The organism is Pseudomonas sp. 43(2021) (genome assembly GCF_017490805.1).
In the GTDB taxonomy this organism is placed as follows: domain Bacteria; phylum Pseudomonadota; class Gammaproteobacteria; order Pseudomonadales; family Pseudomonadaceae; genus Aquipseudomonas.
On the sequence record NZ_JAFGYJ010000017.1, the window covers coordinates 50,134 to 66,620 of the forward strand.

Below are 16,487 nucleotides of genomic sequence, written 5' to 3' on the forward strand. Positions count from 1 at the left end.
GGCCACGGCCAATTCGGCTTGCTGGTCAGAGGAAAGCATTGCGCTTACCCCGCTGGCCGTTGCGGATCGCGTCAGCCGCTTCCTGTGCCGCGTTCATGTTCGCCTGGGTCTGCTCCTGCTGGCGAGCAGTGGTGGCGTTCATCTGGCGGTTGGTTACCCACTGGGTGTGGTAGGCCTCAGCCTTAGCCAGCAGGTCGCCCAGGTTGTGGCAGCCGTTGATCAAGCGTGCGTCGTTGATTGTTAGGAAGTACGCAGCCACATGGTGGGCAACGTCGATGCCGAGCCGGCTGATCAGTTGCCCAACCTGCCCGCCTGCCTTGGCGTTCCATACCGGCCATGCGTGGTAGCGCTTGCGGTAGGCCATGGCGTAGTTCGCCCAGGCCTTGAACGTTTTGCAGGACTGGTCCTTGGGCCCTGGCATATCTTCCGGAATCTCGCAGCGCGGTTGCTGAGCCGTAAACGGAACCACGATACCCTCCGCGACCACGGCTTCAGCCTGGGTCGCAACTGGTTCAGTGACTGGTTCCTTTACTGATTCAAAAGAGTGACTGGTTCTGGGTGCAGCTCCTGCACTACCCCCTAGTGAATCTGCTGCACTAGGGGGTGAACCTGCTGCACTACCCTGGTGAATCTCCTGCACTACCCCTGGTGAATCTGCTGCACCACTCAAGGTCAGGTAGTAGACGTTCGAGGAGTTACCCTTAGGGCCACCCTTGCGGATCTCTTTGCGCAACAGGCCGGCACCGCACAGGGTGTTGATGTGGTTCATGACCGAGCGCTTGCTGATCTCGCATTGATCGGCGATGTGCTGATACGAAGGCCAGCACTCTCCCTGGTCGCTCGCGTTATCGGCCAGCTTGATGAGCACCAGCTTGCGCAGCGGATTGCCAACCTTGGTCTTCATGGCCTTGACCATCAGCTCCATGCTCACTGGGCACGCTCCTCGACTATGCCGTTGTAGTGCTCGTAGCCGTCGCCGTACTCGTAGCAGTAGGTCGCCGGCCACGAACCTCGAGTACCCTGCGGCACGAAGTGGTAGATGCTGGCGTAGCTACCCCGGCCAGGAACTGTTTTGACCCAGACGTGCTCAGGGCCGCCCAGGCACCAGCGCGGCCGCTCTTTCACCGCCTCGGCCATGAAAAGGCCCAGGTCGTGGTGGCCACGACTCATGACGATATAGGTGTCCTCACCTACCGATTCGATATCCAGCGGGTACGTCTTCATGCTGCCCCCCGCACGGCCTTGTCGTGGGTGTGCAGGCCGTCCCAGTTCTTCTTCATGGGCAGCTCGCCGGCCAGGTACAGCTCGTACAGGCGCACGGCGCCCTTGCGCAGAAGGATCGGCGTGTAGCTGATGAACGCCTCTTTGCCGTGCGGGGTGATTTCCTGCTGATGCTCGGTCATGTACTTGTCGCGGGCGTAGGCGGCGACGCGGTACCGGGTACCGGACTTGCTCTCGTTGTAGAGCCAGTTGCGGCGCTCGAGGAAGTGGCCCACCTGCATAACATTGACCCCATTGAGGCCCTTGCAGAACTGAACATGGCTCATGCCTTCCTTGAACAGGTTCTCCAGGCGGTCGATCTTCTTGGCCTGGGCCTCGACCTGAACAGTGAGCAGGACGCGAGCTTTCTCCGACTCCAGGGCCATCTGAAGGATCTCCAGCTTGCTCAGGTCGGCGGGCTGGGCCGGGGCGGCTTTCGCCAAGCGCCAGAACTCCTTGACCAGGCGCTTCTTGAAGTCGCGGACGATCGAGGTGTTGCGCATATAGGTGAGCAAGAGGGTCGCTTGCTGCTCGTTAAGCAGCGCGATCTCGCGGGACTGGGCGCCGCCAGCGGTTTCAAAGGGTTCGATTTGAAATCTGACCCCTCCGAACTCTCCGAAATCGGCCTGATACTTGCGAACCAGCGCGATCACGCTGGCGTGCTCGTTGCCAGTTTCGCGGGCGACGGTGACGGTGCTGGTGACAGCTTCACCATCGAACACCGTCACAATTTCCGTGCGCGCCACGATATCGTGGTTCGCGTTTGGTGGCGCGGCCCTGGACAGGGCCTGTACATGAGGGAAGGAGGTATGCATAATCGTCCTCGAAGCAGTATTAGAAGAAACCGCCCCGCCAGGCGGTTTTTTTGTGCCCGGGGTTCGTACTTTGATAGTGCGAAACCCATGGGCACCGATCCGCGCATGCGCGGAAAAATGAAGCCATTCCGGTTGCGCTGCCTGTAGCCAGGCCTTCCCTTTTCAGGGCCTTTTAAGGCCGAGGCAGATGCCGGAGCTTCCCGGCGCCTTTAGGCCTCGTTTTCTCGAGGAGGCTTTCCCGTACTAACTGGACGGCGTATTGCTCGGGGGTCATCCCGGCTTTCATCGCCATCTCTTCAAGCTTTCGGTAGAAGCGCTCCTCGAGGCCGTGACAAATCAACGTTTCGGCCATGAGTCCCCCTTGCGGGCCTTCAGGCCGTGTGCGCAGTCTCGTTATCATCCTGAGCAATTAGCAGAGCGAGCTTCTCCTCTACACACATGCGCACGAACACCGCTGGTTGAAGGCGGTGAAGCTTTGCAACCGCCCTCACAGCCTCATAGGTGTCCTCGTCGTAACGGGACTTAATCTCCCGGTCTTTCAGATGGCGGCTATCGTCGTAGCTCATTGAGTGGTGGCTCCTTGCTTGGGAAAGTGGTTAAGCGGCGGAAAGCGCGGGGCTCGGATTGCTGTCGATCTGGTTCCACGGGAACGACGGACACAGGTCGGCACGATTCACGGCGCCATTCGTAAGCACCTCAATCTGCAGCGCGCGCTTGGCTGGGACTGCGCGCTCCCCGGAACACCATTGGTTGACGGTCGGCGCCGCAACATTCAGCCGGCGCGCCATTTCCGCCTGGCTGCCCAGCAAGCGGGATGCTTCTTTGGCTGCTTCTGCTGATTTCATGAGTTATCTCCTGGAGATTTACCGATGAATATAAGGCATTACCTTATTTTGCACAAGCCATTGCCTAACCAGCGCCGCGATAGGCCTAATTAGGCAATGCTTACCGGACCGGAATTAGGCGCAGCCATTGAGGCAGCGCGGATCGCCAAGGGCGTATCGAAGAAACAACTCGCAGACGACTTCCAGGTGAAGCCTCCGTCGGTACAGGGCTGGGTGAAAAACGGCCGGATCGACAAGTCGAAGCTGATGGACGTCATCGCCTACTTCGCTGACGTTGTAGGCCCTGAGCATTGGGGGCTGCGTCCAGGATTTACCTACGAGAGCCTGCCGGACGGCGCCTCAGTGTCGGTTGAGGAGCCGGCGCCCACCTCAGCTGCGGACATGGTTCGCAACATGCTCGCCAAGCAGGGGAAGAACCTGCCGGAAAGTGCTCGGGCGCAGCTAATGGCAGTTGCCGAAGCTTCGGACCAGGGCAATGTAATCACCGTCGACTTCTCCCGCCCGGGGCTCGTCGGGGATGAGGTTCGGATTGCTCACTACGATGTGCGCGCGGCCATGGGCAACGGCCAGGCCACGCATGACTACCCGGAAATGCTCAAGGACATCCGCGTCAGCCCGAGCCATCTACGTGAGCTGGGCGTCGAGTTCGAAGAGCACTTCCACCTGAAGGTGGTCACCGGCTGGGGCCAGTCGATGGAGCCCACCATCAAGCACCGTGACCCGCTGATCGTGAACATTAACGTCCGCGAGTTCGTAGGCGACGGGATATACCTATTCGTCTGGGATGACCTGCTCTACATCAAGCGCCTGCAGGTGGCTGATGAGGAGCACTACGAGATGATTTCGGACAACCCGAGGCACAAGGATCGTCTGATCCGGCGGGACATGACCTACATCCAGGCCAGGGTGCTGCTAGTCTGGAATGCGCATCTGGTGTAGCCATGCCCCTAACCAAGCCCAACCAAGAACTCCGCCGCGACCTCCACGGCTTGGCCAGCGACCTAAAGTGGTCAGCCATCGAGTTAATGCGGATTGCGGCTCGCCTGAGCCAGGCCGGAAGCGAGGCTGACGCCCAGGCAGTGATCAGGATCTGCCAGGTGATGCAAGCTGGGGAGGATCGTCTGGCGGGGTATGGGGATGAGGTTGGATCTGGCAGTATTATGCGGAAACCATTGCCCTAGAGGGCTTTTGGGCACCATTGATTTCCTTCATTACCCAGATAGTTACCGCTCGTTCGAACCAGTGGCGCCTTCGGCTGCCTAACCTATAGTCACTGTACGCACCACAAAATCGTTAGCTTCGGTTTCGTGGTGCGGATTTCAGTTGACTTATGCGGCGACGTATCCATAATCGCCATCCAGTGTTGTCTGTGGATAACCTGTGCACCAGTATTGTCGGAGGTTTTGCATCATGTCTAACAACCCGTTCGTTCTCCGTTGCTACGCAGAGAAGAAGGATGGTTATTGGATTGCTGCCTGCCCGCAATTTACCCTGGCCGCTCAAGGTGAAACCTTTGAAGAGGCCAAGGAGAAACTCGAAGGACAGATCAAGTCCTACGTGGTGGAGGCTCTCACTGTCGACAAGGAGCACGCAGCCGAGCTGCTTGGTCGACGCGCCCCACTATCCATGCGGTTGGGTTATAGCATTAAGGCTTTCTTCTGGTCTCTGGCTCAGCGCCGAAGCGCCAAGAAGAAGGTTCGATTCTTCAACGAGCCAACGCTTCAGTACGTTTGCTAAGGATTGTGAATGGGCTTTGGGCGCCATCGTCCTCTTACCTATAGAGAAGTCATCGGCGTCCTGAAGAAGCTAGGCTTCCGCTTCCGAAATCAGGAAGGAAGCCATGAGCAGTGGGTGAAGGACGGAAACCCTTTTCGAAAGGTCACTGTCGACAAGCCCAAGGCCCCATTCCACGGGGACCTCATTAAGTACATGAGTCTCCAGGCGGGCGTGAGCAAGAAAGAATTCTACAAGCTTGTTGATTAGTTAAGCCCGCCTCGGCGGGCTTTTTCATGCCTTCACGCTTTTTTCACGCCCTGTCCTGCACAGTGAAGGCTCATCCGATTCCCTACGTTAGCCCGCATAGCAGTGCGGGCTTTTCTTTGGCCGGTGCGCAGCTCGGTGGTCAGTTGACAGGAACTAGGCGCGCTCTCTGAGCTGGCGTTAGGTCGTCAATCACGCCCACTTTGAGGGTCTCGGCGCTGATGTCAGCCAGGGGCTTGCCCATGTCAGCAGATGCGAATTCTGGAAGCTTGTACATCGCGCCAGTAAGGGGGTCAACGATCAGCATGCCGATCAAACCGCCAAGCAAGATATTGCCCCAATACCAACCACTCAGGCTGGAATCGAGCTCAATAGTCTTGTCTGGATATCCGTCCTTTTTGAAGTGCAGCTTGTAAGTCTGGCCGGAAAAATACCCTTTACCAGACTTCAATGTGACGGTGCTTGGGGTGTTGCCTGAGTGGACCACGGTACCGTTTTTATCGGTGATCTCGAAGCTTGCTCCTTGTGGAGCACTTGATACAGCTACTGGGTAGCGAGACTCGCCAACAATACTTGCACACCCTTGAATACCAACGAGCGCGACAACCGCAACCACCCCAGTCACTTTCCGAAACGTCATTGATACTGCTCCATGTTGCCGTCATTGGCATGGCCGGATATCGGCCGGCGGCGATTGTACCCGTAGCAATATCATTTTGACATTATTCGAAAAAGCTTTTCGCCCGCAGGGTTGCATCCCTAGAAAGGCGCCTCCTCCTCCACCCTCTCCTCCTCCACCCTCTCCTCCTCCCAATCTCGCTCCACAACCAGGTCGTCCCGATCTTCGGAGCTCTGCGCCTCCCATCTCACCGTCACGCTCTCGTCATCGTTGAACATCAGATCCAACTCCGGCGTCTCGGCCAGCAGCCCCATCACCTCCTCCCACTCCATGTCTCCATCCGTGTCCAGGCGATGGATCGTCACCCAGCGCTGAGCTTGCGCGATTGGGTGATTGATCATCGACGAAACCCGCAGCCCAAGGCGTTCCAGCCCGGTCATCTCCTGGCGCGCCTGTGGCGCCGACTTCTTCTGCTTGGCCATTCCTTCCTCCGTCAACTGTACATCCATCCAGCATTAGGCAGAGCTTACCCGAGCCATCGAATGATGCAAGCCCGGATAGCAGATTAGGCATGCAAGAAAAAAGTTAGGCATTACCTATTTACAATAATTAGGCATTGGCTTATCGTTCACCTCAAGCAGTCCCTCACGAGGGACTGCAGAGACCCTCACAGGCCGCCGCTCTTTCACATCGATGGGAACCTCGCGGATCGATCCCGGCAACGGCACAGCGCGAGCAATAAATTCGATCCCCATGCCAGCTCTGGAACTGGCCAGCTCGAAATCAGGCGGAACGTCAGCACGGCAGGAACACAGGCCGGGCCACGGAAAGCGGATGGAGGGTTGCGCTGCAAACGCTCCCTGCCGGGATGCCCTCAGAACGGGCGTCGGTGCTTGGCACAGCGCGAGCAGCGAGGAAACACAGATTTCACTGGCTGGCCTTGGCGACAGGGCCAGACGGGAAATCAACCGCCCTGGAGGGCAAGACGATGGCGAAGCGGCCAACCAACCGCATCAAGTACAAGCTCTGGGATCCGAACTCCACCATGGAGTACGACGGCACTATCGATGAAGGCATCTACTACGCAGCATGGAGCCTTTCGCTTGAGGACCGAAAAGTGCTGATCGGCAAACTGGTAGAGCAGCAAGCAAGCGCCACGGCCAAGGCTGTTAGCGCCAAGTCCGCCTGACGTTAACTGCCCGATGCCCTGCTCCCATTCGCAGGCTGCATCGGAGTGTGATCTGAATGCGCAGGCTGATGCGCAGCGATGCAGGCTCATAAGCGCGGCGCCGGCGGGCTAAAGCTGACCGGCTCGGTAGAACCTGACATTTCTCACGCACGCCGGAGATCAGCACCGGCCAGATCACACCCCGATGCAGAGAAGCGCCCAGCTCAGGGCGCGGTTACCGAAGCACCTGTGGACGTCCCTTCACTCGCTGTGAGGGTAAACGAATTGCGCCGCTGGATGGGTCCACGCCAAGCCAGCTGCTGGGGTAGCGCTCGGCATCTGCATCCCCTTCCCTTCACATACGACCGCATCGGCAGGCGCCAGGCCACCTTTCACGGTGGGTTGGTCACCCGCGCCTGGCTCCTGGCCAATGCGGTTGCCGAGGATCACCACATGCACAATTGCACCGATACCCAGGCTGTGTGCCGGGGCTGCGGCCTCAAGTTGCGCGGGTCGCCTTCTTGGAAAGGTGGCCTGGCCTATCACCCCGACCCAAAAGGAGAAGTGCACCGCTGCCACTACGGCGGCTGGGTGTGCTCGCGGCGCTGTGACATCAAGGCCTGCGTCGAGCTGGAAGGAACCATGCCCGGGTGCGGCGGCGTGGATAGCTTCAGTCGCCTGTCGATCTACGCGAGACAGAGCATCAACAGCAATTGGCCGGAGGCAGCATGAGCGAATGGATCAAGTGCAGCGATGCTCTGCCCGGTGATCAGTACGACGGTGTCGCAGTGATCGTTGCTGCGCTCAATCACGCAGGACAGCTCATCTCGGAAACAGATGTTTGGCACAAGGGCCGCGGCCAAAATCGTCAGGGGCACTTCGAGTTTTGGACGAATACGGCCACCCACTGGCAGCCCCTCCCTTCCCCACCCACCGAGTAACCCACCACCTGGAGGCGACCATGGCTCGCGAGCATGAGCTTTACGCAGACAGCGCCCAGGCCCGCGAGGTCGACCGCCAGTACCAGCTCTTTGGTGACCCGTCGTGGGTTGACCATATGACTTCGGAGCAGGCCCGGGCGAACAACGAGGCCTGGAACACGATGATCCGCGAGCGTGATGAACGCCAGCAGGTTGAAACCCGCCGGGTGATCGCCTCGGCACTCGACAAGATGGAAGCCATGTGCGGCTCAGGTGCCGCCCGGAGGACAGCATGAACAAGGGTACCCGTCAGGCGGTGGTCGACATCATCGACTCCCGCTTCACAGCGATCTGCACGAACTTCAGCGAGATCCTGCGCGGCGAGCTGGTCATGGCCATAGACCTGGCCGGCCTCACTGGAGCCATCGACCTGGCCGAGCAGCGCAGCTACACCGAGCGCCTGAACCGCATCATCGAGCGCGAGCACGAGCAATGGATGGAAACCAACGGGAGGGTGGCATGAGCACAGCACCTGTGAAGTCCTTGATCGATGAGCAACTGGAGCAGATTGAGCGCACGCTGGCTGTGATCAGCTTCGGCATCCCATTCAACGAGGCCGTCGGCCTGCCGCGGGAAACGCCAGTGGCCAGTCTCAAGCGAAGTCTCGGCGTGACAATGAAGGGGCGGCGCATCGCCGTCCGCGTGCGGCCATGACCGGCTACCAGCGCGCACGCCGCTTCGCCATGTGGCGCGGCAGCTTCATCACCCTCTCCCTGTGCACCGCCTGGATGCTCGCCAGCGCTTACGCAGGCCGCATCACCTCCTGAGGCAACCATGAACACAACACCACGCCTGGCCGCCCAGCTCGACTGGAAGACGGTCGGAGAGTTCTCGCCTGAGCGGTACCAGGGCGAAGAGCGCAAAGAGTACGAAGAAGAGGCCGCTCGCATTGAGCGGCAGTGGGACAACCAACCAAGCTGAGGTGCCGCATGGCAACCGTAACCCTGATCCTCGGCAAGTCCGGGGCCGGCAAGAGCGCGTCGTTGCGCAACTTCAAGCCTGATGATGTGGCTTTGGTCCAGGTCATCAAAAAGCCGCTTCCCTTCCCCGGCTCTAAAGCGTGGAAGTCCTACGTCACCGACAACTGGGTCAAGGTCATCGGTGCCTGCCGCCAGACCAAGCGCAAGGTGATCGTGATCGACGACTTCCAGTACATCCTGGCCAACGAGTTCATGCGCCGGAGCGAGGAGAAAGGGTTCGACAAATTCACCGAGATCGGCCGGCACACCTGGAACATCTTTGAGGCACTGCTCGGTCTGCCCGATGACGTTCGCGTCTACATCCTTAGCCACACCGAGGAGACGGACGCCGGACAGATCAAGATGAAGACCATAGGAAAGATGCTGGACGAGAAGATCACCTTGGAGGGCATGGTCACCATTGTCCTTCGATCGGTTGTCAGCGACGGCCAGCACCTGTTCAGCACCCGAAACAACGGGTCGGACACCACCAAGGCCCCGATGGGCATGTTCAACGAGGCAATGATCGACAACGACCTCGCCCTGGTCGATGCCGCGATCTGCGACTACTACGACCTCACCAATACCAACCAGGCCGCATAGGAGCCTTCTGAATGTTCAACCTGGACGCAAATGCCGCGCGCTCCGCGGACAACAAGTCAGCCTTCATCGACGAGGCGGGCAAGTTCATTGGCGAGTTCCTGCGCGCCGAATACATGGAAAAGCAGGACACAGGCTCCACCGGTATCGGCTTCACCTTCAAGAGCCGCGACGGGGCCGAGGCCACCTTCTACCTCAACCTGACATACCAGCACGGCACCAGGAATGAGGGCGGCTACGCAATGATGAACGCCATCATGGCCTGCCTGCAGTTGCGCACCGTCGGCGCACCACAGCAAATCCAGTTCGAGAAGTGGAACAACGACACCAAGCAGCGTGAGCAGGTCACCGCCCCTGGCTTCCCCGAGCTCCTGAAGAAGCCAATCGGCCTGCTCATCCAGATGGAGATCGAGAAGAGCAGCCAGACCGGCATGCCGCGCCCGATCATTTACGCGCCATTCAGCGCCGAATCAGAAAAGACGGCATCCGAAATCCTAGACCCGCGTTGCACTGCCCCAGCGAAGCTGGAAAAGATGGTCCAGCAGTTGATGAAGAAGCCAGTGCATGACCGTCGACCGAAATCCGCCCAGGTAGCCAGCGGCTATGCCCAGCAAGACAACTATGACTACGGCGCACCGCCTGACTTCTCAGACGAAATCCCATTCTGATTGCTCATGAGCAGCAGTCCAGCATGCTGCTGCCCCCCCTTCCTCTTCCATGATGGACCTCATATGACCGCCTACATTTTCGACTCTGAAACCACCGGCCTGAACAACCCCGAGTTAGTTGAGGCTGCCTGGCTGCAGCTCGGTGCCGGCCTGGCCGTAACCGGCGAGTTCTTGCAGCGCTACAAGCCATCCAAGCCCATCGAACTTGGCGCCCTGGCAACCAGCCACATCCTGGACGAAGAGCTGGTCGACTGCCCGCCGCATGATTCCTTCAAGCTGCCAGAAGACGCCACCTACCTGATCGGTCACAACGTCGATTACGACTGGGGGGTGATCGGCAAGCCGGATATCAAGCGCATCTGCACCAAGGCCCTGAGCTCGATGCTTTGGCCGGACGCTGACTCGCACACCCAGTCGGCGATGATCTATCTCCACTACCGGTCGGAAGCTCCCGAGCTGCTGAGAAACGCCCACGCCGCGCTTGATGATGTGAAGAACTGCCGTCGCCTCCTGGCCGCCATATTCAGCACCCTGAAGGCGCAGCTGGGGCGACCGGTGGCCAGCTGGGAAGAGCTCTGGGAAATCTCCGAAGACGCTCGCATCCCGAAGATCATCCGCTTCGGCAAGCATGCCGGCTCGAAGATCGAAGACATCCCTCGCGACTACAAGCGCTGGCTGCTTGGCCAGGCCGACATCGACCCGTACCTGCGGAAAGCCCTGGAGAAGTAAGCCATGAGCGATTGCGGCGAGCACCCCAGCGTCTACTACCTTGGCCGGGAATGTCGCCGCAACGGTGGCGGCAAGCTGGCCAACCCATTCGCCTCTCACACGTTCCACGGCTCCTGGTTCTTGGCCGGCTGGAACGACATGGACCTTGAGATTGAACAGAAAAATCCGAAGCGCGCTGCAAAGAACAAGGCGGCGTGAGCAGTTCAACCTACCGCCCAGCGGATTGAAGGAGGTGCCGTATGGCGATGGACCAGGCAGAGCGCGACCGGCGCCGACGCGAGAAGGCCGAGCGCCTGCAGGAAGAAGACCTGCGCTTGAAGGTTCGACCAGGGACTAAGCAGGCCCTGCTGGAACTGATGGAGTGGGCCGGGATCGAGGAGCAGGGCGAGGCGATGACGCTGATGATTCATCACATCGAAGCGCTCGGGCATCACGCGCTGTTCAGGATCGCGCGCCACGAAATCGAGGCTCACCGGAATGTGGCGCGGACCGAGCCGCTGAGGCTTTCAGCCAGGACGCGAACCGGCCAGCACCTGCGGGCGATCTGCGGTTGGGCTGACGCTACCTACAGCCAGATGATCGAGGCGCTGATCCATGGCATCCACGCCTTGGGGCAGCTGCACGCGGCGAGATTTCTCACCCCGCCGCGGCATGAGATCAGCATATCGCCGCGGCTGGCCCTGGCCTTCGACCGGAAGAGCATGCTGATGATTCAGCAAGACCCGGGCGACGAGGTTATTAGCCCTAGCTTTTACTAGCGCTTTCGAGGGTACTTCGCCATTTCACGCTCTATGGCAAGCATCCCTTCTTCGCTGATGCGCGGGCGCTGATGAGGGTAGTGAGGAATTTCCTTCTTCGATGAAGCAACGAAGCTGTCTACAGGGCCCGAAAATGACTTCCTGGCATCATGCAAATACTGGGCTTCAGACATCCACTTTTCTGAACCTGGAACCTTCCACTGATCAAGCAGTAAACGCTTGTCACTGGACTGAGTGGTCAAAAGCATCCAGACGGCATCATCCCCATTGGTGCTGAGACATACGAAAGGACGCATACCTATATGCCCATGATCTCCATTCGCAATCAATGGGTCCTTCAGCAATGCATCGCCGTCCAGGTACGCTACGGCCCCTCGAGAAACTTCCTGTTTAGTCAAAGACATTGCTGGCTCCATTCGGTTTCGGTAACCCGTAATACCCCATCCCAAACCAAATTGCCACCATGCCAAATTTCAGCGAATCGGCATCGGCTTTCCCTGGTAGCGGCGGACTGACAAAGCGTTGCCGACTGCACCCGCCGGACAGCCAGCCGGCAGCATGCGTATCCGGCCCTTTTCATTGAATGCACCAGATTCAATCAAAGAGCGGAGGCCGGCTTCATCGATACCGATGTAGTTGAGGTTGTTGTCCGTCTCAAGTGTGTAGCTGTATTGGCCAGCCTTTTTACCGCGGGTGAGCTTGTACGGATGACAGACCAGGCCGGCCTGATTTACGCCGACCACATCCTCTAGCAATTCAGCCATGTCTCTCTTCCTCAAAAGATGGAGAGCTCTAATTACCCCATTAATTACTAATTTGCCACCATGCCGCCACCAGCACGGAGGGCGGCGCATGCATGGAGAAAGCCATGAGCAACTACAACTGCGACTACGTTCGCAGCCACTACGATGTGCCCGCCGAGATCGGGCGCCGGGTGATCGCCAACGGCGAGCAAGGCGTGATCATGGCCGACCGCGGCAACTACATCGGCGTGATCCTCGACGAAGACCCGAAGAAGCGCATCCGCAACTACCACCCCACCTGGGAAATGCAGTACGGCGAGATGGCCGAGAAGCTGCCGCTGAAGCGCTACCAGGTGCTCGTCGCTGGCTGGGACTGGTGGGACATCACCAATAGAACAATCGTCGATGTGTTCGCCAGCACGCCGTCGCAGGCCAAGTACAAGGCCTACGAGCGGTGCGAATACCGCGACATCGAGTGCATGTTCGGCTTCAAGGTTCGCCGGGCCTGACTCGCGCTGCCCGCCAGCGCCTTCCCCTATTCAACGATAACGCCTCCCCGGCGAGGGCGGCGCCTGCCTGGAGGCACCATGAAGATTCAGATCAGGACGCTCTACAAGTGCGGCTCCTGTGGCGAAATCCACGACGATGAAGATGGAGCCCGGGAGTGCTGCCAGCCAGAAGTGGAGGAGATGTTTGAATGCCCAGCATGCAAGACCATCCATGACGACGAGGACGAAGCTCGCTTGTGCTGCGGCAGCGACTCGATAAAGTGCCCGTCCTGCTACCGGGACCACTCATCCATCACGCTGTCGTTCCAGGCAATCAAGATTGCTGGCCACTGCACCACCTGCAACCCGATGTTCACAATCGACCAGCAGCAGGCCATTCAGGACTTGCACTACCACGAGACTGGGCGCCGCGAGCACCTTTTCGACTGACTTCCGGAGTTCCCCATGCCCACAGAAAACCGATCCAGCAATACCGAGATGGTCAGCGTGCCGCGCGACACCATCGAGTTCGCAGTTGGCTTCACCCGCCACGGATACAAAAGCCAGACGGACCAGAAGCTCGATCAGCAGCAGGCGCAGGACCAGCTTCGCGCCATTCTGGCAGCACCAGCACAACATCCCCACCCCGAGCCTATAGCCTGGATGGTTGGTACTGCCTTCTGGTGGACCAAAGAAGAGGCAGAGAGGGATGCGGCGGAGACTGGGCTGCCGATTGTTGGGCTGGGGCCGATGACCGATTCCGCTGAGGTCGAGCGGCTGCGAGAGGCCCTGAAGTTCTACGCGGACCGGGACCACTTCGCGGAGGACATTGGCAGCGACTGGGACAGCGTGAGCGGCGAGCCAGCGAACGTGCTGTGGCATGACTCCGAGGCTTGGTTCGTTGAAGACGGCTCCATTGCCCGCGCAGCCTTGAGCGCAACACCCGACAGCCTTCAGCTGGCCTGAACAGGCTCCGGATCCACCAGAAACAACGCTCCCTCGATCTCAGCGATTGCCCCAGGCACATGCTCGGGGGCAACCCAGCGCCACGACGCATTGCCTATAAGGCCACCTATGGCCTGACGGCGAAGCTGAATTGGATCAAGCCCCTGTTGCTCTGCCGCAGCAAACACGGCCGCCAGCGCTTGCTCCAAATGCATAACCCGTTCTGTGGTCATGTCTGCTCTCCGGTTGGGACGCTAAGTCTAGTCCCTGCCTGAACAGTCGGAAACGCAAAACACGAAAGAGCACATTTGTACTCCACCCCGCTGTAACCCCTCTCCCCTCTATTCACCTGCCGCGATATCGCGGCGAGGAGAAGTGTCGATAGCCATCGGCCAGTCAGTCGTCGTTAGGGCTTTCTGAAGCTGAATCTTTTCCTTCAGCGGCCCGTATATCGGCGAATTTGATCCACTCATCGAAGGCGATTCGGTGGGCTTTGCAGGTCTTTTCCCATTCGATCCCATTCATTCGCCCATAGGCGATCTGGTTCATCGTGGCTGCAATTTGAGCATCGAGCTCTCTGAGAAGCAGATAAGCCTGGTAATGGCTTTCCTTTGCGTTGGGCATATAGCTCACCTCACGGATGGATGACAGAGCTATCAGCTTCAACGGCTCATACGGTGGACTGCCGGTTCCCCAGTTAAATCCCATCACTTTCAAATAATGCCGATAAATCGGCAGGAGTATGTCATGCCTGAAGAAAAGCAACTGATCCAGCCGCTACAGGTGGAGCGCGATGAATACGGCTTCTGGACCCACCCGGCTTGGCCAGATGACGGCGACGAATGCGCGCTGCCGCTCAGCTGGTTCGGTGACCAAGGCCTGGAGTACTGCGTGATCGAGATGGAAAACGACAGCCCGGAAGAACTGAATGCGGAATGGCTCGACGCCGGCGGCGACTATGACTGCACGCCCTGGCAGCCAAGCAAGCCGGTCGGTGATGGCTGGTTCACCTTCTCGATCCACGACACCGAAGACGGCCCTGTTTGCGTGTGGGTCCGCCACAAGGTGGCGGCATGACCCGCCTCGCCCTCTGCCTGCTGCTACTGGCCACCGGCGCCAGCGCAGCACCTCAGCCCCAAGAGAACGTCATCAACGTCCAGCACGACAGCCAGCGCGGCGTCACCTGCTACCTGCTGAATGGCGTAGGCATCAGCTGTATCCCCGACAGCCAGCTGCAGGCCGGCAACGAGCGCCAGCTCTCCCCGCACGAAACCCAACCCGAACCTACACCCGCTCTGGCGCCTGGGCGCTGGATTGATGAGAGGTATCAGCTGTGACCGAGCTTACATACAAAGTCAGCGCGAGACTCCCGGCCCTGGCGGTTGGCGATGAGGTCGAGTGCCTGGATCGAAACTTCAAAAGCATGGGCACCCAGAAAATCAGCAAAGTCGCCAAACGCTACGTGCAGACCGAGTGCGGCCGGCAGTGGACCACGGATTATGGCGAGTGGATCGCATGCTTCCACGGCAACAAACCCGAGTCATACCCGTTCCCTTCGATTCGCAAGGTGCAACCATGACCGATCTGATCGAAGTGAGAGTATCCAACCTGGTCGGCGCCCCGCTGGACTGGGCTGTGGCCATAGCCGAAGGATTCAAGTCAGATCCAGAGCGCCTGACAAATGTTTGGCTCAACGAAGAAGACCCTACCAGCGTCAGCATCCGCGGCGTCGAGATGGGCTATGGATTCAGGCCCTCATCAAACTGGGAGCACGGTGGGCCGCTGATCGAAAAGCATCAGGCAGGCTTGAGCCATGACCGGTATTTGTCAGGCGGTCCATGCGGCTGCAGCGCAGGCCCGCTCAACTCGACATGGCTTTCCGGACCTACGCCCCTTATCGCATTCTGCCGCGCCTTGGTTCACGCAAAGCTCGGCCCAGTCGTGCGGGTACCAAAGGAGCTGATCACATGCCCAGCCTGATCAAGGTGCAAACCTGCGACCTAGCCGGCAAGGCGCTGCTATGGGCCGTCGAGCTGGTAGACGGTCCGATCCCGGCGGCGGCCGGCCAGCTGCAGCTGCCACTGGGCGGCCAGGCCATCGACGAAGGGGCGGGCGAATATCTGATCCAGAAGCACGGCATGTGGATCGATCGCGGCTACAGCTGGCCATGGTTGGCCTGCGTGTCCGGGCACCCGCTGGATCGTCAGCCGGGCGACACCCGGGCAGAAGCTGCAGCCCGTGCCGTCGTGCACGACGCCCGCGGCGAAACCATCAGCGTGCCGAAGGAGATGCTGCTGTGACCGTGATCCTGCCCCTGATGTACATGGCCTACCTGATCTACAAAGGACCGCGACCATGAAAGCGCGCATGACCTACTGGAACGGCTCCTGGTGGTGCCGGCGAATGGGGTGCACCGGCCAGGGCTCGACGATGAAAGAGGCCTGGGACGACATGTGGAAGCTGTACTTCGAAGCCGTCCGTCCTGCTCGCCCGCAAACCTTCCATTCGCCGCGCGTCCGCTGCGGCTGAATAAAACTCACCCCTCCCCCTACTACTCAAGCCCGCCGACATGCGCGGGCGAGGATGACCTGTGCTCAAACAAATCGGAAAGCTCATCACCGAGCCGCTTCGCAAAGGCGACAAGCATCGTCCGCTGAAATGGCGGATGGGCATGCGCCTGAATCACGTCCACTTGGCACTCCACAGCGAATATCCGCGCATCTGGAACGCGATCGTGCTGGCCGGCCGCTGGCTGATCTGCAAACCCTTCGGCCATCGGTGGTCAGCGTTCTCACCAGTGAAGTACGGCGACTTCGGCGAATCGCGCATGTGCAAGGTCTGCCGCATTAGCCACGGCAAGCACCGCTGCGTTGATACCTACCACGAGACGCACCGGCCAGGCGGCTGGACGCCGATCACCAAGCCCTGAC

General features: G+C 59.4%; 36 protein-coding genes. 25 read left to right on the forward strand and 11 right to left on the reverse strand.

Features of this window, described 5'->3' with window-relative positions; translation table 11 throughout:
* Positions 1–25: 25 nt before the first annotated feature.
* The 5 genes from J5M71_RS15990 to J5M71_RS16010 form a co-directional block, all read right to left on the reverse strand.
* Positions 26–931, reverse strand: coding sequence for a helix-turn-helix domain-containing protein (locus tag J5M71_RS15990; RefSeq protein WP_207833604.1), 906 nt, complete (start codon positions 929–931; stop codon positions 26–28).
* Positions 928–1,224 (reverse strand): hypothetical protein, encoded by a 297-nt coding sequence (locus J5M71_RS15995; protein ID WP_207833606.1) that lies wholly within the window; start codon positions 1,222–1,224, stop codon positions 928–930. The genes J5M71_RS15990 and J5M71_RS15995 overlap by 4 nt, the downstream gene beginning before the upstream one ends.
* Positions 1,221–2,075, reverse strand: a complete 855-nt coding sequence (locus tag J5M71_RS16000) for a Rha family transcriptional regulator (RefSeq protein ID WP_207833608.1) — start codon at positions 2,073–2,075, stop codon at positions 1,221–1,223. Before J5M71_RS16000 ends, J5M71_RS15995 begins: the two co-directional genes overlap by 4 nt.
* A gap of 371 nt (positions 2,076–2,446) precedes the next feature.
* Positions 2,447–2,641: a hypothetical protein gene (locus J5M71_RS16005; RefSeq protein ID WP_085598710.1), complete on the reverse strand. Its 195-nt coding sequence runs from the start codon at positions 2,639–2,641 to the stop codon at positions 2,447–2,449.
* 30 nt (positions 2,642–2,671) lie between these two features.
* Positions 2,672–2,920: a Cro/CI family transcriptional regulator gene (locus tag J5M71_RS16010; RefSeq protein WP_207833625.1), complete on the reverse strand. Its 249-nt coding sequence runs from the start codon at positions 2,918–2,920 to the stop codon at positions 2,672–2,674.
* Positions 2,921–3,016: 96 nt separating this feature from the next.
* Here J5M71_RS16010 and J5M71_RS16015 point away from each other — a divergent pair, with 96 nt between their 5' ends.
* The 3 genes from J5M71_RS16015 (at position 3,017) to J5M71_RS16020 (ending at position 4,657) form a co-directional block, all read left to right on the forward strand.
* On the forward strand, positions 3,017–3,859 hold the full coding sequence (locus J5M71_RS16015; protein ID WP_207833627.1) for a S24 family peptidase: 843 nt from the start codon (positions 3,017–3,019) through the stop codon (positions 3,857–3,859).
* A gap of 2 nt (positions 3,860–3,861) precedes the next feature.
* A complete protein-coding gene (locus J5M71_RS29320) occupies positions 3,862–4,101 on the forward strand; it encodes a hypothetical protein (RefSeq protein ID WP_243434220.1) in 240 nt (79 codons plus the stop codon).
* A 229-nt stretch (positions 4,102–4,330) separates the two neighbouring features.
* The gene (locus J5M71_RS16020) at positions 4,331–4,657 is read left to right on the forward strand and encodes a type II toxin-antitoxin system HicB family antitoxin (protein WP_207833637.1); all 327 of its coding nucleotides are present in this window, start codon (positions 4,331–4,333) and stop codon (positions 4,655–4,657) included.
* 385 nt (positions 4,658–5,042) lie between these two features.
* Here the strand turns inward: J5M71_RS16020 and J5M71_RS16030 are convergent, their stop codons facing one another.
* Together J5M71_RS16030 and J5M71_RS16035 are read right to left on the reverse strand one after the other, a co-directional pair.
* The gene (locus J5M71_RS16030; RefSeq protein WP_207833639.1) at positions 5,043–5,540 is read right to left on the reverse strand and encodes a hypothetical protein; all 498 of its coding nucleotides are present in this window, start codon (positions 5,538–5,540) and stop codon (positions 5,043–5,045) included.
* Positions 5,541–5,659: 119 nt separating this feature from the next.
* On the reverse strand, positions 5,660–6,001 hold the full coding sequence (locus tag J5M71_RS16035) for a DUF1654 domain-containing protein (RefSeq protein WP_207833641.1): 342 nt from the start codon (positions 5,999–6,001) through the stop codon (positions 5,660–5,662).
* A 506-nt stretch (positions 6,002–6,507) separates the two neighbouring features.
* On the opposite strand from J5M71_RS16035, the gene J5M71_RS16040 reads away from it, so the two are divergent.
* The 12 genes from J5M71_RS16040 (at position 6,508) to J5M71_RS16095 (ending at position 11,381) form a co-directional block, all read left to right on the forward strand.
* Positions 6,508–6,708 (forward strand): hypothetical protein, encoded by a 201-nt coding sequence (locus J5M71_RS16040; protein ID WP_207833643.1) that lies wholly within the window; start codon positions 6,508–6,510, stop codon positions 6,706–6,708.
* 432 nt (positions 6,709–7,140) lie between these two features.
* Positions 7,141–7,419, forward strand: a complete 279-nt coding sequence (locus J5M71_RS16045; protein WP_196183924.1) for a hypothetical protein — start codon at positions 7,141–7,143, stop codon at positions 7,417–7,419.
* A complete protein-coding gene (locus J5M71_RS16050; RefSeq protein ID WP_207833645.1) occupies positions 7,416–7,628 on the forward strand; it encodes a DUF551 domain-containing protein in 213 nt (70 codons plus the stop codon). The genes J5M71_RS16045 and J5M71_RS16050 overlap by 4 nt, the downstream gene beginning before the upstream one ends.
* Positions 7,629–7,648: 20 nt before the next feature.
* Positions 7,649–7,903, forward strand: a complete 255-nt coding sequence (locus J5M71_RS16055) for a hypothetical protein (RefSeq protein WP_207833647.1) — start codon at positions 7,649–7,651, stop codon at positions 7,901–7,903.
* A complete protein-coding gene (locus J5M71_RS16060; protein ID WP_207833655.1) occupies positions 7,900–8,130 on the forward strand; it encodes a hypothetical protein in 231 nt (76 codons plus the stop codon). Before J5M71_RS16055 ends, J5M71_RS16060 begins: the two co-directional genes overlap by 4 nt.
* Complete coding sequence (locus J5M71_RS16065; RefSeq protein WP_015269564.1) at positions 8,127–8,321, forward strand: hypothetical protein; 195 nt, start codon at positions 8,127–8,129, stop codon at positions 8,319–8,321. The genes J5M71_RS16060 and J5M71_RS16065 overlap by 4 nt, the downstream gene beginning before the upstream one ends.
* Before the next feature lie 120 nt (positions 8,322–8,441).
* Positions 8,442–8,588, forward strand: coding sequence for a hypothetical protein (locus tag J5M71_RS16070; protein WP_207833905.1), 147 nt, complete (start codon positions 8,442–8,444; stop codon positions 8,586–8,588).
* A gap of 8 nt (positions 8,589–8,596) precedes the next feature.
* Positions 8,597–9,229, forward strand: coding sequence for an AAA family ATPase (locus J5M71_RS16075; protein ID WP_207833657.1), 633 nt, complete (start codon positions 8,597–8,599; stop codon positions 9,227–9,229).
* Between the two features lie 11 nt (positions 9,230–9,240).
* Positions 9,241–9,894 (forward strand): hypothetical protein, encoded by a 654-nt coding sequence (locus J5M71_RS16080; protein WP_207833659.1) that lies wholly within the window; start codon positions 9,241–9,243, stop codon positions 9,892–9,894.
* 63 nt (positions 9,895–9,957) lie between these two features.
* Positions 9,958–10,623: a 3'-5' exonuclease gene (locus J5M71_RS16085; RefSeq protein WP_207833661.1), complete on the forward strand. Its 666-nt coding sequence runs from the start codon at positions 9,958–9,960 to the stop codon at positions 10,621–10,623.
* Positions 10,624–10,626: 3 nt separating this feature from the next.
* On the forward strand, positions 10,627–10,821 hold the full coding sequence (locus J5M71_RS16090) for a hypothetical protein (protein ID WP_121757586.1): 195 nt from the start codon (positions 10,627–10,629) through the stop codon (positions 10,819–10,821).
* A gap of 41 nt (positions 10,822–10,862) precedes the next feature.
* The gene (locus J5M71_RS16095; protein WP_207833670.1) at positions 10,863–11,381 is read left to right on the forward strand and encodes a hypothetical protein; all 519 of its coding nucleotides are present in this window, start codon (positions 10,863–10,865) and stop codon (positions 11,379–11,381) included.
* On the opposite strand, the gene J5M71_RS16100 is transcribed toward J5M71_RS16095, so the two are convergent.
* On the reverse strand, positions 11,378–11,785 hold the full coding sequence (locus J5M71_RS16100; protein WP_207833672.1) for a hypothetical protein: 408 nt from the start codon (positions 11,783–11,785) through the stop codon (positions 11,378–11,380). The genes J5M71_RS16095 and J5M71_RS16100 overlap by 4 nt on opposite strands.
* 69 nt (positions 11,786–11,854) lie before the next feature.
* Positions 11,855–12,145 carry a hypothetical protein gene (locus J5M71_RS16105; RefSeq protein ID WP_207833674.1) on the reverse strand — a complete coding sequence of 97 codons (291 nt, stop codon included), beginning with the start codon at positions 12,143–12,145 and terminating at the stop codon, positions 11,855–11,857.
* A 104-nt stretch (positions 12,146–12,249) separates the two neighbouring features.
* Here J5M71_RS16105 and J5M71_RS16110 point away from each other — a divergent pair, with 104 nt between their 5' ends.
* From J5M71_RS16110 to J5M71_RS16120, 3 genes are all read left to right on the forward strand, one after another.
* Positions 12,250–12,633: a hypothetical protein gene (locus J5M71_RS16110; RefSeq protein WP_207833683.1), complete on the forward strand. Its 384-nt coding sequence runs from the start codon at positions 12,250–12,252 to the stop codon at positions 12,631–12,633.
* 78 nt (positions 12,634–12,711) lie between these two features.
* On the forward strand, positions 12,712–13,062 hold the full coding sequence (locus J5M71_RS16115; protein WP_207833685.1) for a hypothetical protein: 351 nt from the start codon (positions 12,712–12,714) through the stop codon (positions 13,060–13,062).
* 15 nt (positions 13,063–13,077) lie between these two features.
* Complete coding sequence (locus J5M71_RS16120) at positions 13,078–13,578, forward strand: hypothetical protein (protein WP_207833687.1); 501 nt, start codon at positions 13,078–13,080, stop codon at positions 13,576–13,578.
* On the opposite strand, the gene J5M71_RS16125 is transcribed toward J5M71_RS16120, so the two are convergent.
* Both J5M71_RS16125 and J5M71_RS16130 read right to left on the reverse strand, forming a co-directional pair.
* Positions 13,566–13,790, reverse strand: a complete 225-nt coding sequence (locus J5M71_RS16125; RefSeq protein WP_207833689.1) for a hypothetical protein — start codon at positions 13,788–13,790, stop codon at positions 13,566–13,568. The two genes, J5M71_RS16120 and J5M71_RS16125, sit on opposite strands and share 13 nt — an antisense overlap.
* 163 nt (positions 13,791–13,953) lie before the next feature.
* Positions 13,954–14,181: a hypothetical protein gene (locus J5M71_RS16130; RefSeq protein ID WP_207833691.1), complete on the reverse strand. Its 228-nt coding sequence runs from the start codon at positions 14,179–14,181 to the stop codon at positions 13,954–13,956.
* 123 nt (positions 14,182–14,304) lie between these two features.
* On the opposite strand from J5M71_RS16130, the gene J5M71_RS16135 reads away from it, so the two are divergent.
* From J5M71_RS16135 to J5M71_RS16165, 7 genes are all read left to right on the forward strand, one after another.
* Entirely contained in the window at positions 14,305–14,634 is a 330-nt protein-coding gene (locus J5M71_RS16135; protein ID WP_207833693.1) for a hypothetical protein, read from the forward strand.
* On the forward strand, positions 14,631–14,894 hold the full coding sequence (locus tag J5M71_RS16140) for a hypothetical protein (RefSeq protein ID WP_207833695.1): 264 nt from the start codon (positions 14,631–14,633) through the stop codon (positions 14,892–14,894). The genes J5M71_RS16135 and J5M71_RS16140 overlap by 4 nt, the downstream gene beginning before the upstream one ends.
* A complete protein-coding gene (locus J5M71_RS16145) occupies positions 14,891–15,136 on the forward strand; it encodes a hypothetical protein (protein WP_207833697.1) in 246 nt (81 codons plus the stop codon). Before J5M71_RS16140 ends, J5M71_RS16145 begins: the two co-directional genes overlap by 4 nt.
* The gene (locus tag J5M71_RS16150) at positions 15,133–15,537 is read left to right on the forward strand and encodes a phage protein NinX family protein (protein ID WP_207833699.1); all 405 of its coding nucleotides are present in this window, start codon (positions 15,133–15,135) and stop codon (positions 15,535–15,537) included. The genes J5M71_RS16145 and J5M71_RS16150 overlap by 4 nt, the downstream gene beginning before the upstream one ends.
* A complete protein-coding gene (locus J5M71_RS16155; protein WP_207833701.1) occupies positions 15,525–15,857 on the forward strand; it encodes a hypothetical protein in 333 nt (110 codons plus the stop codon). The genes J5M71_RS16150 and J5M71_RS16155 overlap by 13 nt, the downstream gene beginning before the upstream one ends.
* Positions 15,858–15,912: 55 nt before the next feature.
* The gene (locus J5M71_RS16160) at positions 15,913–16,086 is read left to right on the forward strand and encodes a hypothetical protein (protein WP_023661633.1); all 174 of its coding nucleotides are present in this window, start codon (positions 15,913–15,915) and stop codon (positions 16,084–16,086) included.
* A 61-nt stretch (positions 16,087–16,147) separates the two neighbouring features.
* On the forward strand, positions 16,148–16,486 hold the full coding sequence (locus J5M71_RS16165) for a hypothetical protein (RefSeq protein WP_207833703.1): 339 nt from the start codon (positions 16,148–16,150) through the stop codon (positions 16,484–16,486).
* Position 16,487: the final 1 nt, after the last annotated feature.

What these genes read in the sequence shown, in the direction of transcription:
- J5M71_RS15995 (WP_207833606.1), bottom strand. Translation starts at nt 1,224, where the DNA reads ATGAAGACGTACCCGCTGGATATCGAATCGGTAGGTGAGGACACCTAT.
- J5M71_RS16000 (WP_207833608.1), bottom strand. Translation starts at nt 2,075, where the DNA reads ATGCATACCTCCTTCCCTCATGTACAGGCCCTGTCCAGGGCCGCGCCA.
- J5M71_RS16005 (WP_085598710.1), bottom strand. Translation starts at nt 2,641, where the DNA reads ATGAGCTACGACGATAGCCGCCATCTGAAAGACCGGGAGATTAAGTCC.
- J5M71_RS16010 (WP_207833625.1), bottom strand. Translation starts at nt 2,920, where the DNA reads ATGAAATCAGCAGAAGCAGCCAAAGAAGCATCCCGCTTGCTGGGCAGC.
- J5M71_RS16015 (WP_207833627.1), top strand. Translation starts at nt 3,017, where the DNA reads ATGCTTACCGGACCGGAATTAGGCGCAGCCATTGAGGCAGCGCGGATC.
- J5M71_RS29320 (WP_243434220.1), top strand. Translation starts at nt 3,862, where the DNA reads ATGCCCCTAACCAAGCCCAACCAAGAACTCCGCCGCGACCTCCACGGC.
- J5M71_RS16020 (WP_207833637.1), top strand. Translation starts at nt 4,331, where the DNA reads ATGTCTAACAACCCGTTCGTTCTCCGTTGCTACGCAGAGAAGAAGGAT.
- J5M71_RS16030 (WP_207833639.1), bottom strand. Translation starts at nt 5,540, where the DNA reads ATGACGTTTCGGAAAGTGACTGGGGTGGTTGCGGTTGTCGCGCTCGTT.
- J5M71_RS16035 (WP_207833641.1), bottom strand. Translation starts at nt 6,001, where the DNA reads ATGGCCAAGCAGAAGAAGTCGGCGCCACAGGCGCGCCAGGAGATGACC.
- J5M71_RS16040 (WP_207833643.1), top strand. Translation starts at nt 6,508, where the DNA reads ATGGCGAAGCGGCCAACCAACCGCATCAAGTACAAGCTCTGGGATCCG.
- J5M71_RS16045 (WP_196183924.1), top strand. Translation starts at nt 7,141, where the DNA reads ATGCACAATTGCACCGATACCCAGGCTGTGTGCCGGGGCTGCGGCCTC.
- J5M71_RS16050 (WP_207833645.1), top strand. Translation starts at nt 7,416, where the DNA reads ATGAGCGAATGGATCAAGTGCAGCGATGCTCTGCCCGGTGATCAGTAC.
- J5M71_RS16055 (WP_207833647.1), top strand. Translation starts at nt 7,649, where the DNA reads ATGGCTCGCGAGCATGAGCTTTACGCAGACAGCGCCCAGGCCCGCGAG.
- J5M71_RS16060 (WP_207833655.1), top strand. Translation starts at nt 7,900, where the DNA reads ATGAACAAGGGTACCCGTCAGGCGGTGGTCGACATCATCGACTCCCGC.
- J5M71_RS16065 (WP_015269564.1), top strand. Translation starts at nt 8,127, where the DNA reads ATGAGCACAGCACCTGTGAAGTCCTTGATCGATGAGCAACTGGAGCAG.
- J5M71_RS16070 (WP_207833905.1), top strand. Translation starts at nt 8,442, where the DNA reads ATGAACACAACACCACGCCTGGCCGCCCAGCTCGACTGGAAGACGGTC.
- J5M71_RS16075 (WP_207833657.1), top strand. Translation starts at nt 8,597, where the DNA reads ATGGCAACCGTAACCCTGATCCTCGGCAAGTCCGGGGCCGGCAAGAGC.
- J5M71_RS16080 (WP_207833659.1), top strand. Translation starts at nt 9,241, where the DNA reads ATGTTCAACCTGGACGCAAATGCCGCGCGCTCCGCGGACAACAAGTCA.
- J5M71_RS16085 (WP_207833661.1), top strand. Translation starts at nt 9,958, where the DNA reads ATGACCGCCTACATTTTCGACTCTGAAACCACCGGCCTGAACAACCCC.
- J5M71_RS16090 (WP_121757586.1), top strand. Translation starts at nt 10,627, where the DNA reads ATGAGCGATTGCGGCGAGCACCCCAGCGTCTACTACCTTGGCCGGGAA.
- J5M71_RS16095 (WP_207833670.1), top strand. Translation starts at nt 10,863, where the DNA reads ATGGCGATGGACCAGGCAGAGCGCGACCGGCGCCGACGCGAGAAGGCC.
- J5M71_RS16100 (WP_207833672.1), bottom strand. Translation starts at nt 11,785, where the DNA reads ATGTCTTTGACTAAACAGGAAGTTTCTCGAGGGGCCGTAGCGTACCTG.
- J5M71_RS16105 (WP_207833674.1), bottom strand. Translation starts at nt 12,145, where the DNA reads ATGGCTGAATTGCTAGAGGATGTGGTCGGCGTAAATCAGGCCGGCCTG.
- J5M71_RS16110 (WP_207833683.1), top strand. Translation starts at nt 12,250, where the DNA reads ATGAGCAACTACAACTGCGACTACGTTCGCAGCCACTACGATGTGCCC.
- J5M71_RS16115 (WP_207833685.1), top strand. Translation starts at nt 12,712, where the DNA reads ATGAAGATTCAGATCAGGACGCTCTACAAGTGCGGCTCCTGTGGCGAA.
- J5M71_RS16120 (WP_207833687.1), top strand. Translation starts at nt 13,078, where the DNA reads ATGCCCACAGAAAACCGATCCAGCAATACCGAGATGGTCAGCGTGCCG.
- J5M71_RS16125 (WP_207833689.1), bottom strand. Translation starts at nt 13,790, where the DNA reads ATGACCACAGAACGGGTTATGCATTTGGAGCAAGCGCTGGCGGCCGTG.
- J5M71_RS16130 (WP_207833691.1), bottom strand. Translation starts at nt 14,181, where the DNA reads ATGCCCAACGCAAAGGAAAGCCATTACCAGGCTTATCTGCTTCTCAGA.
- J5M71_RS16135 (WP_207833693.1), top strand. Translation starts at nt 14,305, where the DNA reads ATGCCTGAAGAAAAGCAACTGATCCAGCCGCTACAGGTGGAGCGCGAT.
- J5M71_RS16140 (WP_207833695.1), top strand. Translation starts at nt 14,631, where the DNA reads ATGACCCGCCTCGCCCTCTGCCTGCTGCTACTGGCCACCGGCGCCAGC.
- J5M71_RS16150 (WP_207833699.1), top strand. Translation starts at nt 15,133, where the DNA reads ATGACCGATCTGATCGAAGTGAGAGTATCCAACCTGGTCGGCGCCCCG.
- J5M71_RS16155 (WP_207833701.1), top strand. Translation starts at nt 15,525, where the DNA reads ATGCCCAGCCTGATCAAGGTGCAAACCTGCGACCTAGCCGGCAAGGCG.
- J5M71_RS16160 (WP_023661633.1), top strand. Translation starts at nt 15,913, where the DNA reads ATGAAAGCGCGCATGACCTACTGGAACGGCTCCTGGTGGTGCCGGCGA.